This window comes from Cohnella rhizoplanae (assembly GCF_948329515.1).
GTDB classification, from domain to species: domain Bacteria; phylum Bacillota; class Bacilli; order Paenibacillales; family Paenibacillaceae; genus Cohnella; species Cohnella rhizoplanae.
Genome location: NZ_CAOJCN010000013.1, coordinates 1 through 13,933, shown reverse-complemented (window position 1 = coordinate 13,933; position 13,933 = coordinate 1). Strand labels below are relative to the sequence as shown.

Annotated in this window: 10 protein-coding genes; 9 read left to right on the top strand and 1 reads right to left on the bottom strand. The window is 60.9% G+C overall.

The annotated features are described in order from the left end of the window. Window positions 1-31: 31 nt before the first annotated feature. The 6 genes from PQG80_RS18530 (at window position 32) to PQG80_RS18505 (ending at window position 9,191) form a co-directional block, all read left to right on the top strand. Complete coding sequence (locus PQG80_RS18530) at window positions 32-706, top strand: sulfite oxidase-like oxidoreductase (protein ID WP_271752927.1); 675 nt, start codon at window positions 32-34, stop codon at window positions 704-706. Window positions 707-708: 2 nt separating this feature from the next. After that, the gene (locus tag PQG80_RS18525) at window positions 709-1,452 is read left to right on the top strand and encodes a nucleoside phosphorylase (RefSeq protein ID WP_271752926.1); all 744 of its coding nucleotides are present in this window, start codon (window positions 709-711) and stop codon (window positions 1,450-1,452) included. 160 nt (window positions 1,453-1,612) lie between these two features. Next, a complete protein-coding gene (locus PQG80_RS18520) occupies window positions 1,613-5,662 on the top strand; it encodes an S-layer homology domain-containing protein (protein WP_271752925.1) in 4,050 nt (1,349 codons plus the stop codon). Window positions 5,663-5,943: 281 nt separating this feature from the next. Beyond that, window positions 5,944-7,008 (top strand): tripartite tricarboxylate transporter substrate binding protein, encoded by a 1,065-nt coding sequence (locus tag PQG80_RS18515; protein WP_271752924.1) that lies wholly within the window; start codon window positions 5,944-5,946, stop codon window positions 7,006-7,008. 101 nt (window positions 7,009-7,109) lie between these two features. Beyond that, window positions 7,110-7,676, top strand: coding sequence for a tripartite tricarboxylate transporter TctB family protein (locus PQG80_RS18510; protein ID WP_271752923.1), 567 nt, complete (start codon window positions 7,110-7,112; stop codon window positions 7,674-7,676). Between the two features lie 3 nt (window positions 7,677-7,679). Continuing rightward, window positions 7,680-9,191, top strand: coding sequence for a tripartite tricarboxylate transporter permease (locus PQG80_RS18505; protein WP_271752922.1), 1,512 nt, complete (start codon window positions 7,680-7,682; stop codon window positions 9,189-9,191). A 28-nt stretch (window positions 9,192-9,219) separates the two neighbouring features. On the opposite strand, the gene PQG80_RS18500 is transcribed toward PQG80_RS18505, so the two are convergent. Next, window positions 9,220-10,149 carry a LysR family transcriptional regulator gene (locus PQG80_RS18500; protein WP_271752921.1) on the bottom strand — a complete coding sequence of 310 codons (930 nt, stop codon included), beginning with the start codon at window positions 10,147-10,149 and terminating at the stop codon, window positions 9,220-9,222. A 187-nt stretch (window positions 10,150-10,336) separates the two neighbouring features. Between PQG80_RS18500 and PQG80_RS18495 the strand changes: the two genes are divergently transcribed. The 3 genes from PQG80_RS18495 to PQG80_RS18485 all read left to right on the top strand — a co-directional run bounded on the left by PQG80_RS18495 (window position 10,337) and on the right by PQG80_RS18485 (window position 13,539). Next, window positions 10,337-11,017: a carboxymuconolactone decarboxylase family protein gene (locus tag PQG80_RS18495; RefSeq protein ID WP_271752920.1), complete on the top strand. Its 681-nt coding sequence runs from the start codon at window positions 10,337-10,339 to the stop codon at window positions 11,015-11,017. A 216-nt stretch (window positions 11,018-11,233) separates the two neighbouring features. Further along, complete coding sequence (locus PQG80_RS18490) at window positions 11,234-12,625, top strand: LLM class flavin-dependent oxidoreductase (RefSeq protein WP_271753111.1); 1,392 nt, start codon at window positions 11,234-11,236, stop codon at window positions 12,623-12,625. Beyond that, window positions 12,622-13,539: a sulfurtransferase gene (locus PQG80_RS18485; protein ID WP_271752919.1), complete on the top strand. Its 918-nt coding sequence runs from the start codon at window positions 12,622-12,624 to the stop codon at window positions 13,537-13,539. Before PQG80_RS18490 ends, PQG80_RS18485 begins: the two co-directional genes overlap by 4 nt. Window positions 13,540-13,933: the final 394 nt, after the last annotated feature.

The window sequence follows — 13,933 nt, the reverse complement described above, 5'->3', positions numbered from 1 at the left end:
AGCCGGACGCCAGAGGAGGCTGACAACGAAGATGCACAACAAAGCGGACCGTCTCAAAAAAGCGAAGGCTCCTGCCTTGGCCAACGTCGATCCGGCGCTGCGCGATCGGGTGCCCCCGGGGCAGACGGTCACGGAGAAGTTTCCGATCCTGCACGAAGGCGATGTGCCGGTCTACGATCTGAACGCTTGGCGGCTCGCGGTGTGCGGCGAGGTGGAAGCGGAGCGCTCCTTCACGTTCGACGAGATCCTGCGGCTGCCCGCGACCAAGATCGTGCGGGATATTCACTGCGTGACGCGGTGGTCGAAGTTCGACACCGAGTGGGAGGGCGTGCTGTTCAAGGACTTGCTGCCGCTGCTCGGCGTGAAGCCTGAAGCGAAGTACGTCATGTTCCATGCCGATCCGGACTACGAGACCAACGTGCCGCTCGAGGATCTGCTGCGGGACGACGTCATGCTCGCTTACCGCTATGCGGGAGAGCCGCTCTCCGACAAGCACGGCTGGCCGCTGCGCACGCTCGTTCCGCATCGTTACTTCTGGAAGAGCGCGAAGTGGATTCGCCGCATCGAGTTCATGCGCGAGGACCGGCCGGGCTTCTGGGAGCGCAACGGGTTCCACAACGAGGCCGATCCGTTCGCGGAAGAGCGGTTTTCCGGCATGGCGCTGCCGATTCCCGAAGACGAATGGACGAAGAAGGAGTTCGATTAACGATGTACCTGCCGATCTTGCAAATTCAATCCGAAGACATTCCCGAGTATGCGATCGTCTGCGGCGACCCGCGCCGGGCCGAGGTGATCTCGCGTAAGCTGGAAGGCGCGCGAGAGCTGGCCTTCGCCCGGGAGTACCGCACGTTCGTCGGCGACTACCAAGGCGTGCGCCTCGCGGTGGTCAGCCATGGCGTCGGCTCGGCGGGCGCGGCCATCTGCTTCGAGGAGCTGATCCGCGCGGGCGTCAAGACGCTGATCCGCGTCGGCACCGCCGGCTCCTACTCGGACCGGACGCCGGCCGGCAGCCTGATCGTCAGCACGGCGGCCCTGCGGACCGACGGGCTGACCCGGTCGATCGTGCCGGACGGGTTCCCGGCCGTCGCCGACAGCCGCATCGTCGAGGCGCTGTACGAGTCGGCGCTCGCGCTCGGCGGCGTCGTAGGCAAGGGCATCACCGTGACGGTCGACGTCTTTTTCGAGGGCGCGCTGGAAGTGCCGCATAAGACGTACAAAAAGGCGGGCGCCATCGGCGTCGAGATGGAAATCGCCGCGCTGTACGTTATCGCAAGCTTGCGCGGTGCCCGCGCGGGCGCGATCCTGGCGGTGGACGGCTACGCGGACGCCGATCTCGCGGCCGAGTACGACCCGCACACCGATGCCGTCGCGCAGGCCGTCGAGCGGGAGATCGAGGCTGCGCTTCGCGCCGTCGCGAAGCTGGCGGAGCAGGATGCGAAGTCATTGGCATAATAGCTTATATAGGGCGCTCCGAGCAGGACTCGGGGCGCTTTTTATTTTCGAGTTCATGCCTCTGTTATCCTCAAAATATATCTTTTAGCTCCACTGGATATAAGTTACAATACAGATAAAAAAGTGCCTATGCCGGGAGCGTGTTACGAAGGTGTACCCATTGAGAAAGCTTGTACTGAAGCGTTTGCTGGTTTCCATGATTTGCTTGTTTGTTCTAGGTTCTTTGGCTCACATCCCGCCGGTCGCATCGGCGGAGACGTCGGCCTTGTCCGACGAATCTCTTAGCGTAGGGTCCTACGTTCAGGATATGCTGATTGACGATCAAAGAGGTTATCTGTATGCGACGGCGGGGCCAACCAATGAGTTGTTATTTATCCGTCTGGACAATTTTCAAATCGAGAAGCGATTAGCCGTAGGTTCTTCCCCATACGGCATCGATCAAGCAGGCAACAAGTTATACGTCGCCTTAAGCGGCGCGACGATGATCGCGGTCGTGGACCTGGACACGCAAAGCGTCGTCGGCAATATCAACACGTTCGAAAAACCCGCACAGGTTGCCGTAGACGGCGACGTTTTGTTCTATGCCGACGGCGACCAGTGGTGCGACATCCACCGTAAGGACCTGACGACGGGCGTGGATACCACGATCGATACGATCGTTTACCAACCCAAATTAGAGATCGACCATTCGTCGCACATCCTCTTTGCAGCCGAGACCGGCATTTCCAGATATCAGATTAATGCCTACGGGATGGACGGGAGCAAGCTCTGGTCCCTTGAGCCGGACGGCGGGTACGGAAGCTCTTTGTTTGTCATCGACGGCACGATCTATTACGATGCGGTTGAGATCGACGCCGCTACCAGACGGATCCGATCCACCACGCGTTCGATAGGCACCATTCAAGCCGAACGCGCAGGCTATCTATACGGGACGTCGGGAATCATGCGCAAGGATGACGGCATAAGGGTCGCGACCTATGATTCGTTGGAATACAACGCGCTCGTACGAGTAGATGCCCAGGGCCGTGTATATTCTTTTCAAACCGATTCGAAATCCATTCGCAAACAAGCGTTTGACCTGTCCAACGCCCGGCCGGCGGTTCAATATGAACAAGAAGCCAACCGAATCACGTTAGACCGCGATTTGACCGCTTTTGCCATGGGCGAAGACGAGCGTTATTTGTATGCGATCTCGACCGAAGCCAACCGGCTGCTCCAGATCGATACCGAGACGTTCCAAGTGCTCCAGGATCGATATGTAGGTTCGAGACCGACGGACGTCGATGTACGCGACGGGATCCTCTATGTGTCGCTGGGCGGGAGTACGCACATCGCCAAGATCGATACGCATGACGAGACTGACTTTATGGCGCCTATTACCGAACTGGAGCTCGGTGCGTTAACAAGCGACGTCGCGGCAGGTCCGGGGAAGGCCTACTTCGTTACCTCCGGCAGTTGGGGGAAAATCGGAGTCTACGATTCGGTTTACCGCATTGATTCTAGAACTTATAGTACGCCAAGTATCGTCATGACGCCGGATGCCTCGCATATCCTGGCAGGCGAGACAGGCTCCTCCGGCGGGAAGCTGTACAAGCTGGACGCCTCCACCTTGCAGAGCGTGATGGATTCCGATGCCTATTCGTCCGCCCCCAAAGAAGTGATCCAAGACGGCGACTATGTCTATTATGCCGCCACGCGGTTATCCGCGGATAACTTCAAGTCGGTATACGGGAGCTACAAAAACGTTTATTACAACGCCCGCCTGCTCTTCGCTCGCGACAGCCGCGTCCTTGCCTCGAACGGCTTTTACGACCGGGACACGTTTAATCCGACATACGCATTTCCTTTCCCGGTGACATACGGTTATATCAAAGAAGACGGTGCCATTTTACTTTTTACGGGGAACGGAGCGCAAACGAATCCCCAATTTACGCTGATGAAGTTTGATAGTTTCGAAGGAATGAAGCAGCAAATTAACGAAGGCTTTAAACCCTCCGGCGCGTACTTTCTGGACGAAAACGATGATCCGAATAAGATAGAAGGCGATCTTAGCTTCTATCCGGGCAACCTTGCGGGCGGCGTAACGCAATATCGCATTCGTTATTACGATTCGGCGAATCAACCTGTCCCAAGTGCTTACGACGATTATTCTTATTCATACGATCGCCAAACGGACGGGAGTTTTGTTCATCGGTTAAACAGATCCATTCCTTCTGCCGTCAAGAAAATCGGTATAACGCCCATGTATAGGCCCGAATACGGTGAAAATCAGGCGCTGGCAAGCGCTGAAATCGTCATTCGGCTTTGGGACAGCGATACCTATTATCCGACGAATGCCTTGCTGTCAGACACCGACACCTCGGCCGACGAGATTGGCGGACCGTTGACCTTCGATCAAGCGACCGGAGAACTTGCCGGCGATCGGTATGCGGTTTATTTCGCCGGGGAAGACAACGTTATCGGTGATCCGATCGGATACGTGAATGCTTCAGGCAAGTCAAGCTATGCGTTTAACATTCCGCCGAATACAGCCATTCCCGAGCATGCCATCATCATGGCCGTTCAATTGCAGGATCCCGACGGCGACGGCGCGCCGGGCTTCGCGCTGACGGAGATTCCGGATCGGATGACGATCGCTCCGACGCCGGAGCAGATTGCCGTCACAAACGGCAAGGGCGCGGCGGATTCGGTGACGGTGTCCGGCTTGCAATCCGGCGACATCGTCAAGGTTTACGATCTGGCAGGAAGGCTGTACGGACAAGCCTCCGCAGCGAACGGGCAATCAAGCGCCACCGTGTCGGCTATCAAGTTGGACGAGAGCTTTCGAGTGATTTTCGTCGGCATAACGGCCCCCGGCAAGGCGGAAAGCTTCCTTGTATGGAAGGAATACGCAGCCGAAAATAGCGGTAGCGGTAGCAATGGCGGCGGCGGTGGCGGCATTGGTGGTGGTATCGGCGGTGGTATCGGCGGCGGCATTGGTGGCGGAGTTAAACCGCCGGCAGGCGCTAGCGATCAGGCCCTCCTCTACAAATCGCAGATCGTGACAGAGACGGATGGGACGACGCTGAACAATATAACGATCGAAAATGAAGATTTATTCAAAACGGTAGCGAACTGGACCGGCAGCTCGAATACATTGCAGATTGCCGTAAAAGATAAAACAGACAAAATCAATCTGCAGTTGAACGGAGAACAGATCGGCATACTTCTTACCAAGGACAAATCCTCTTCCATGGAAATCGCAGGCGAACAAGCAGGGCTGATCATTCCGCTTCATACGCTAAGTTCTTTCAATTACGATAAAAACGTCCGATATTCGTTCCAGATCGAATCGGTGGCGGCTTCTGCCGCTCCTGCCTATCAGGCGTTATCCAATAACGGGCTTAAGCCGATCGGAACGTTATTCGATTACAAGATCCGCAAAGATACACCCGGCCAAGCATCGAACGTCGTTGCGAATTTCGATCAGTATATCGGGCATACATTGACGATCGATTCCCTCGTTCAATCCGTAGAGGACCTGTCCGCCGTCATGATCGATTCCGCCAGCGGCAAAGTGCTCCCGGTGCCCGCGACCTTTGCGAGGGACGGGAACAAATTAAAAGCAACGATCTACCAAAAGGGCAACTCGGTTTACGCCATCGTCTCGAATCCAAAGAGCTTCAACGATGTCGAAACCAGCCCATTCGCGCAGAAGTCGATCCGGTCATTAGCCGGCAGAAGAGTCATCAACGGATATGCCGACGGCACCTTCAAGCCCGAAGGACCGGTCACTCGCGCCGAAGCCGCGTCTTTGCTGGTAAAAGCGTTGGGAATCGTGCCAAACGCCGGCGCCTCCGGCTTTAAAGACGTTAAAGCGGATGCCTGGTATTCCGATTCCGTAGCCGCGGCCGTTCAGGCGGGCTTGTTCAAAGGGTATACGGACGGAACGTTTAAACCGAGCCAAATGATCAGCCAGCAAGAAATGGTCTCCATCTTGTATCAAGCGCTTATCTATGGCGGCTATCGCGGCAACGCGACAGGCTCGGCACAGCAATTCAGCGCGGCGGCCGGGTACAGCAGCTGGTCGACGGAGGCCGTCGACGCGATGCTGCAACAAGGGATTATGAAACAGTCCGACGCTTTTCCGATCCAGGCCAAGAAGAATACGACCCGCGCGGAAAGCGCCGAACTGATTTACCGCGTACTCGCGTCTTTAAAGTTAGTTTGACCGCACCTAAATGGGAGTAGGGAATTTTGTCCCTTGCTCCCTAAATGCACCCTTTAGCATGGACATTGGATTAACCCTCTGCGGTTAAACCGATGAACGCTAAGGGGTGTTTTTTATGGCGGCTAGAGGCGGGAAGTCCATCCTATCAAGTTTCCGATCCCTGCTTCGATTCACTTTTTTCGATATTTGCTATTCTTTATTTCATCTTTACTTCAACGAAGGTTGCGTCCTATAATCTGATTAATCCGAGTAACTTACATGGATAATTGGAGGGGACCTAGATGAGAAAGAAATTCCGATTCGCCGCCCTGGGTACGGCTCTCTTGTTGACGACGGTGCTGGGCGCCTGCGGCAGCAACAATAACAACGCGGCAGGCGGCGCTTCGAGCGGCGCGGCGCCGTCGGGCAGCGCTTCGGCGCCGGCCAGCGCGAGCGCAAGTCCGAGCGCATCGTCCGGCGGCGCCGACTACCCGACCAAGACGATCCAGATCTACGTACCGTTCTCCGCGGGCGGCGCGTCGGACCTGGCGGTCCGGGCGCTCCAGCCGAAGCTCGAGTCCGTGCTGGGACAGAAGGTCGAAGTCATCGACAAACCGGGCGGCGCCGGGGCGCTCTCGATGAACGAAGTGCTGAAGTCCGAGCCGGACGGCTACACCGTCGGCTTCGTGACGGTCGGTCCGGGCATCATCACGCCGCTGTCGTCCGACGTCGGCTACACGACCGCCGACTTCGACGCGGTAGGCGGCTTCATGGACAACCCGTACGCGCTTGCCGTATCGGCCTCCAGCGCCTACAAGACGCTGCAGGAGCTGGTCGACGCGATCAAGGCCAAGCCGAACACGATCAAGATCGGCACGACCGGCCCGTCGTCGCCTTCCTTCATCGGCCTCGAGCAGTTCGCCAAGACGCAGGATCTTAAGTTCCAGCTTGTGCCGTTCAACGGCGGCGTCGATGCGGTCAACGCGCTGCTCGGGGGCAACGTCGACGCGATCGTCAACGTCGACTCCGAGATTCTGTCGTACGTGAAGGACAACAAGTTCCGCCCGCTCGCCATCGTCACCAAGAAGCGCTCCGCCATTCTGCCGGACGTCCAGACGTCCGACGAGCAGAACCTCAGCGGTCTCACGTTCGCGCCGCCTCCAGGCGGACTGTTCGTGCCGAAGGGCACGCCGGCCGACGTGATCGCCAAGCTCGAGGACGCCCTCAAGCAAGCGACCGCCGACGCGGACGTCAAGAAGAGCTTCGACAATATCTTTATCGAGCCGATCTTCACGCCGGCCGCCGAATTCCGCAAAGCCTACGACGACGCGCTCGGCTACTACCAGGAGAACCTCAAGAAGTCCTAATCTCTAATTGCTCCAACCATTCATAACGGCAACGATGCCGAGCGCCAAGCGGACCAACCGCGAGCGCTCGGCCTTCCTGCCTGCTAAGGGGTGCGAATCCGATGAATACGCCTAGAATCAACGCAGCCGCCCTATGGCCCGGCGCCGTCTCGCTCGGCATCGGCGTCTACTTTCTGGTACTGTCCGCGCGGATGACGTTAGGCAGCTGGCAGAATCCCGGGCCCGGTCTATGGCCGACCTGCCTGTCGGTCCTCATCTCGCTGGTCTCGCTGGCGCTGCTCGCGCTGGCGCTGCGCAAGAAGCCCGCCTCCGGGACGATACACCAGCTTCAGGAGCATATCCATCCCGTTCCCGGCACCGACGACGCCGCGCTCGAGGCGGCCTGGGAGCGGACGGAGGGCGCCGAGGAAGAGGGCTTCACGCGCAATTCCCGCTATCCGCTCTACGCCGTGCTCGGGCTCGCCGCGTTTATCCTGCTGTTCGAGCGCTTCGGGCTGTCGCTGCCGTGCCTTGCGCTGCTGCTCTTCTGGACCAAGCTGCTCGGCAAGGAGCGCTGGCGCGTCGCGGTGCCCGTATCCGTAGGGCTCACCGCGCTCATCTATATCATTTTCGGTTGGGGTCTCGACGTTCCGTTTCCAGATGATATCCTGCTGTTCAACGCGAGGTAGCCCATGGATACGTTAAATGCGATGGCCTCAGGCTTCGAAGTCGCGCTGTCCTGGCACAATCTCATGTACTGCCTCATCGGCGTGCTCGTCGGCAATATCGTCGGCGTGCTCCCCGGCCTCGGCCCGACCGCCACGATCTCGCTGCTGCTGCCGTTCGCCTTCACGCTGCCGCCCGAGAGCTCGATCATCATGATGGCGGGCATCTACTACGGCGCGATGTACGGCGGCTCCATCACCTCGACGCTGCTCGACCTGCCCGGCGAGGCCGCGTCGGTCGTCACGACGTTCGACGGCTATCAGATGACCAAGCAGGGCCGGGCGGGCATCGCGCTCGGCATCGCGGCGATCGGCTCCTTCGTCGCGGGCACGCTGGCCGTCATCGGGCTGAGCTTCCTCGCGCCGGGCCTGGCGGGGTTCGCGGTGAAGTTCGGCGCGCCGGAGTATGCGGTGCTGACGTCGCTCGGCATTCTATTGGTCGCGTATCTGGGGACCAAGTCGTTCCTGAAAAGCGCGGTATGCGCCGCGTTCGGCCTGCTGCTCGCGACGATCGGGCAGGATCCGATCACCGGCTCGATCCGCCTGACGTTCGGCTCGAACCATCTGCTCGGCGGCATCGACTTCGCGGCGATGGCCATGGGCGTGTTCGGCGTCGGCGAGATCTTGTACAACCTCGAGCATCTGTCCAAGGGGACGCTGAAGCAGACCAAGGTCGGACGCGTATGGCCGACGGTCAAGGACTTCGCGCAGGCGAAGTGGGCGATCCTGCGGGGCTCGGTCATCGGGTTCTTCGTCGGCATCCTGCCGGGCGGGGGATCGATCATCGCCACGGTCGCCTCGTACGGCGTGGAGAAGAAGGTATCGAAGACGCCGGAGCGCTTCGGCAAGGGCGCCATCGAGGGCGTCGCCGGGCCGGAGTCGGCGAACAACGCGGCTGCGGGCGCGGCGTTCATCCCGCTGCTGACGCTGGGTATCCCGTCGGACGCGGTCATGGCGCTGATCTTCGGCACGCTGCTGCTGAACGGCATCACGCCGGGACCTCAGCTGATCGGCGAGCATCCCGACTTGTTCTGGGGCGTCGTCTCGTCGATGTACATCGGCAACGCGCTCCTGCTGCTGCTGAACCTGCCGTTCGTCGGCTTGTTCATCCAGCTGCTGCGGGTGCGGAGCAGCATCCTGATGGCGTTCGCGGTCGTGCTGACGCTGATCGGCGTGTACAGTCTCGGCAACGACAGCTTCAATATGGGCGTCGTGCTGTTCTTCGGAGTGCTGGGGTATCTGATGCGAAAAGCCGGCTTCGACCCGGCGCCGATGGTGCTCGCCTTCGTCCTCGGCAAGATTCTGGAGGGCACGTTCCGCCAGTCGCTCATCATGTCCAACGGCGACTTCGCCATCTTCGCGACGCGGCCGCTGTCCGGCGGCCTGCTCGGACTGACGGCGCTCGGCGTGCTGTACGCCGTGGCCAGCCGGGTGTGGAAGGCGCGGCGGCGGAGCGGCGGCCGGGAGCCGAAGGGCTGATCAGCGCAGAAGGGGACACCCGCGGCGCCTAGGCTAGCGAGGCCTTGGCTGCGACTGCCGCATCGGCGCGTTCGCCCAGCCGGCCGAGCTCGGCCGCCAGGAAGGCGGACAGCTTGCGCGCGGCGGCGCTGAGCAGGCGGGTGTCCTTCTTCATGAGGAGGCCGGTCGTGAGGCCGGTGTCGAAGTCCTCGATGGCGCGGACGATCGTGCCCTCGGGCGGGGGCGTCACAGTGATGCGCGGCACGGCGGCGATGCCGTAGTCGACCTGGACGTAATACTTGAGCGCGGCCATGTTGCCGATCTCGATCTTGCGGTACGGCGTGCCGCCGCGCTCGTGCAGCGCCGTCTCGAGCTTGCGGCGGAACGGGCAAGTCGCGTTGGTGAGCAGGATCTGCTCGCCGCGCAGGTCGCTGAGCTGGATGCGCCGGCGCTTCGCGAGCGAATGCGCGGACGGCAGCAGCAGGACGATGTCCTCGACGTACAGCGGCTCGAACGTCGTGCCGAGCCCGCTGTCCGGCGTCGCGCAGATGGCGAAGTCGACGGAGCCGTCGCTGACGAGCTGGTTGAACATGTGGCTGTTGTGGATGCGCAGATGGACGTCCACGCTCGGGTAGGCCTCGGCGAACCGCTTCAGCAGCGCCGGGATGCGGTAGCTGGCGGCGGGCTCCATGATGCCGACGTTGACGCTCCCCTTTTCCCCGTCGTTCAGATCGGTCATCGTCTGCTGGAGCTCGTAGTAGTCGCGCAGCAGCCGGTCGCTCTTGGCGATGAACAGCTCGCCCGCCTGCGTGAGCCGCAGCTTCTTGCCGCGCTCGAGCAGCTTGACGCCGAGGCTGTCCTCGAGGTTCTGGATCTGCTTGGTGATGGTGGATTGGGCGTACTGCAGCTCCTGCGCCGCCTTCTGGAAGCTCCCCGTCCGCACGATCGTCTGAAAGGTGGATATGCCGCGAATGTCCATGGTCGTTCCTCCCGGGATGGCCGTATGTGAGATTCTCGATTCGATAAAAGGAAACGGAAGCATTCGATAATTCAATTATTCAAGCGCTTATATGCGTGTTATTATAGCACTAATTACCGATTAATCGCACCAATATACACGGAAATAATGCGAAGAACCTTTCGCCCACATTGAAGGAGGCACCCCCATGACCGTATCCGCTGAACAGGACAGCCTTTATGCGAGGTCTTATTTTCCCAAATACGCTCCGAAATTCGTACCGCACGCCCCCGAGGCGTTCAAGGCGTTCGGCGAGTTCAACAAGGTCGCCATGCAGGAAGGCGCGCTCGGCGCCAAGCTGAAGGAGATCATCGCGATCGCGTCGGCGCATGCGACGGGCTGCCCGTACTGCATCGACCTGCATGTCGCGGCGGGCCGCAAGCTGCAGGCGACCAAGGAGGAAGTTGTAGAGGCAATCGGCGTGAGCGCGCTGGTGAAGGGCGGATCGGCGCTGTACCACGGCATCAACGCGCTGAATGCGTACGAGGAATCGCCTGCGGACGACCTGTACGCGCGCGAGAATCTGACGAAGCTGGAGGCACTGGAGGCGGTCAACGAGGAGCTGTATACGGCATTCGTGTCTTTCGGCCGGGAAGTGCTGACGCCCAGAAGCCTCGGCGCGAAGGACAAGGCGCTCGTCGCGGTCGCGATCGCGCATATCGAGGGCTGCGCCTACAGCATCGAGTATTATACGAAGCTCGCCAAGTCGGAGGGCGCGTCGCTCGCGGAGCTCGCGGAGACGATCGTAGTGGCAGGCGCGCTCAAGGCGGGATCGGCGATGGCGCATCGGGTGAACGCCTATATCGCGTACGAGCGGGCGGGCGAGTAAGGGGCAGACGGACAGACTGATGGAGAGACGGATCAACGGACTAACGGACTGCGGATTAACGGACTGACGGACTGACGGGCGGGGAATACGCCGGCATAGACAGATTACGCTCGCGATGAGCGACGAGAGGTGAAGGGCATGACGGATACGACGGACAAGACGGCACAGGCAGGACGGACGGGGCAGGCGGAACAGGCGGGACAGACGGGGCGGAAAATGCGCATCGGGGCTGCGCTGCTCGCCACGGGGGAGCAGATGGCTTCCTGGCTGTATCCCGGCACGCCGGCGGACGGGGCGACGAACCTCGCGCATTACCGCCATATGGTGGAGAAGTCGGAGGCCGGCAAGCTCGACTTCGTCTTCATCGCGGACGGTCTCTTCATCAATGAGGTGAGCATGCCGCAGTATCTCGACCGGTTCGAGCCGGTGACGACGCTGTCGGTGCTGTCTGCCTACTCGTCGCGCATCGGGCTGGTGGGAACGGTGTCGGCGACGTACAGCGAGCCGTTCACGGTGGCGCGGCAGTTCGCCTCGCTCGACCACCTGAGCGGCGGCCGCGCAGGGTGGAATCTGGTGACGTCGGCGCTGGACGGCGCCGCGCTCAACCATAGCCGAGAGCGCCATCCGGCGCATGGCGAGCGGTACGAGCGAGCGTCCGAGCATCTGAAGGTGGTGCGGGGGCTGTGGGATTCGTGGGAGGAGGACGCGTTCTCGCGGGACAAGGAGAGCGGCGTCTTCTTCGATCCGGACAAGATGCACCGGCTCGACCATCAGGGCAAGCACTTCGCGGTCCAGGGGCCGCTCAACATCCGGCGTTCGCCGCAGGGGTATCCGGTGGTGTTCCAGGCGGGGTCCTCGGAGGCGGGCAAGGAGCTTGCGGCCGAAGGCGCGGACGCGGTGTTCACCGGCATGGGCGGGGTGCAGACGGTCGAGGCGTCCAAGCGGTTCTACGACGACGTGAAGGGGCGGCTCGCTCGGTATGGACGGCGGCGGGATGAGCTGCTCATCCTGCCCGGCATCGCGCCGGTCGTCGGCGCGACGCAGGAGGAGGCCGAGGCCAAGTACGAGCGGATCGCGGGGCTCATCAGCATCGAGCACGCGCTTCGCTACCTGGGCCGGTGGTTCAACCATCACGACTTCACGCAGTATCCGCTGGATGCGCCGTTTCCCGAGCTGGGGGATCTCGGCAGCGAGAACTACAAGAGCGTCACGGACAACATCAAGCGCCAGGCGCGCGAGGAGGGCTTGACGCTCCGGCAGGCGGCGCTCCGTAACGCGACGCCGAAGGGGCCGCTCGTCGGGACGCCGGAGCGGATCGCGGACGTGCTCGAGCAGTTCTTCCGGGCGGAGGCAGTGGACGGGTTCATCATCCTCGGTCATGTGCTGCCGGAGGGGATCGACGACTTCGTCGACCACGTGGTGCCGATCCTGCAGCAGCGCGGGCTGTTCCGCGAGGAATACGAGCATGACACGCTGCGCGGGCATCTGGGGTTGGCCGTGCCGACTAATCGATATAGCGTGGAGCGGGAAAGGGCTTCAGGGACGGCAGTACAGAGCGATGCGAATTCCGCGGAGCGGAAAAAGGAAGCGGAGGGGGAGCGGGTATGAGCAAGTACGTGATCGCGGCGGAGGAGCTGGCGGCGAGGCTTGGCGAGCCGGGGCTCGTCGTCGCGGACTGCCGGTTCGTGCTCGGGCAGCCCGATGCGGGCCGCGCGGCTTATGAAGAGGCGCACATTCCGGGCGCCGTGTATCTGGATCTGGAGCGGGACCTGTCCGCTCCGGTCGGGGAGCACGGCGGGCGGCATCCGCTGCCCGCGCTGGACGCGCTGGCCGCGGCGCTCGGCCGGGCCGGCATCGGCGCAGGCTCGACGGTCGTCGCGTACGACGACCAGGGCGGCGCGATGGCGTCGCGGCTGTGGTGGCTGCTGCGGTACGCGGGCCACGACGCCGTGCGCGTGCTCGACGGCGGCTTCGCGGGCTGGCAGCGCGCGGGCTGCGCCGTGTCGGCGGAGACGCCGAGCGTCGCGCCGGCAACGTTCTTGCCGTCGCCGCGGCCGGAGCTGCTCGTCGGCGTCGACCGCGTGCGCGAGGTCGTCGCCGCGAAGGCGGCGGGGGCCGCTGAGGCTGCCAGCACTAGCGCGGCCTCTGCGTCTTCGGACGCCGACCACGCTGCTGCCGCAGCCGTCACGCTGATCGACTCGCGCGACAGCGCACGCTACCGCGGCGAGGTCGAGCCGATCGACCGCAAGGCCGGGCACATCCCCGGCGCGATCAACCGCCCCTTCGGCGAAAGCCGCGACGCCGACGGCAAGTGGAAGCCTGCAACCACCCAGCGCGAGCGCTTTGCCGACCTCGCGACCCTCGGTGAAGTCATTGTCTACTGCGGATCGGGTGTCACCGCTACGCCGAACGTGATGGCGTTGCTCGAAGCGGGCTTCACGGATGTGAAGCTGTATGCGGGGAGTTGGAGTGATTGGATTTCGTATGAGGGGAATGCGATCTCTACTGGGAACGAGGAATAATTGCGAAGCACTTAACAGTCTGTGAGGTTTGTCTACATTGCCATGCGGTTTTTACACCCTGGCGATGTTTTTTGTATGCCCCTAGCCAACACGAAGTCAACACATAGCTCTTGAAAAATACTTACAAGACGAATCAAGCCGAATGTTTGCTCTGATTCCTAGAGGTATGCTGTTGAAACAACAAGGGGCCGGGCATCACCATGGTGATGAAAACCCGACTCAAGCAAAGAATCAACAACTTTTACGGAACAAGATGGACGTTCAAAAAAAACGGAGATGAAGTAAAGAAAAGAGATAGATGGTGAAACTGTAATTGGAAAAAAAACCATATATTATAGTTATACGAAATCAATTTATTCCGAATATTATTGTTGAATAAAATAATCAATTTACC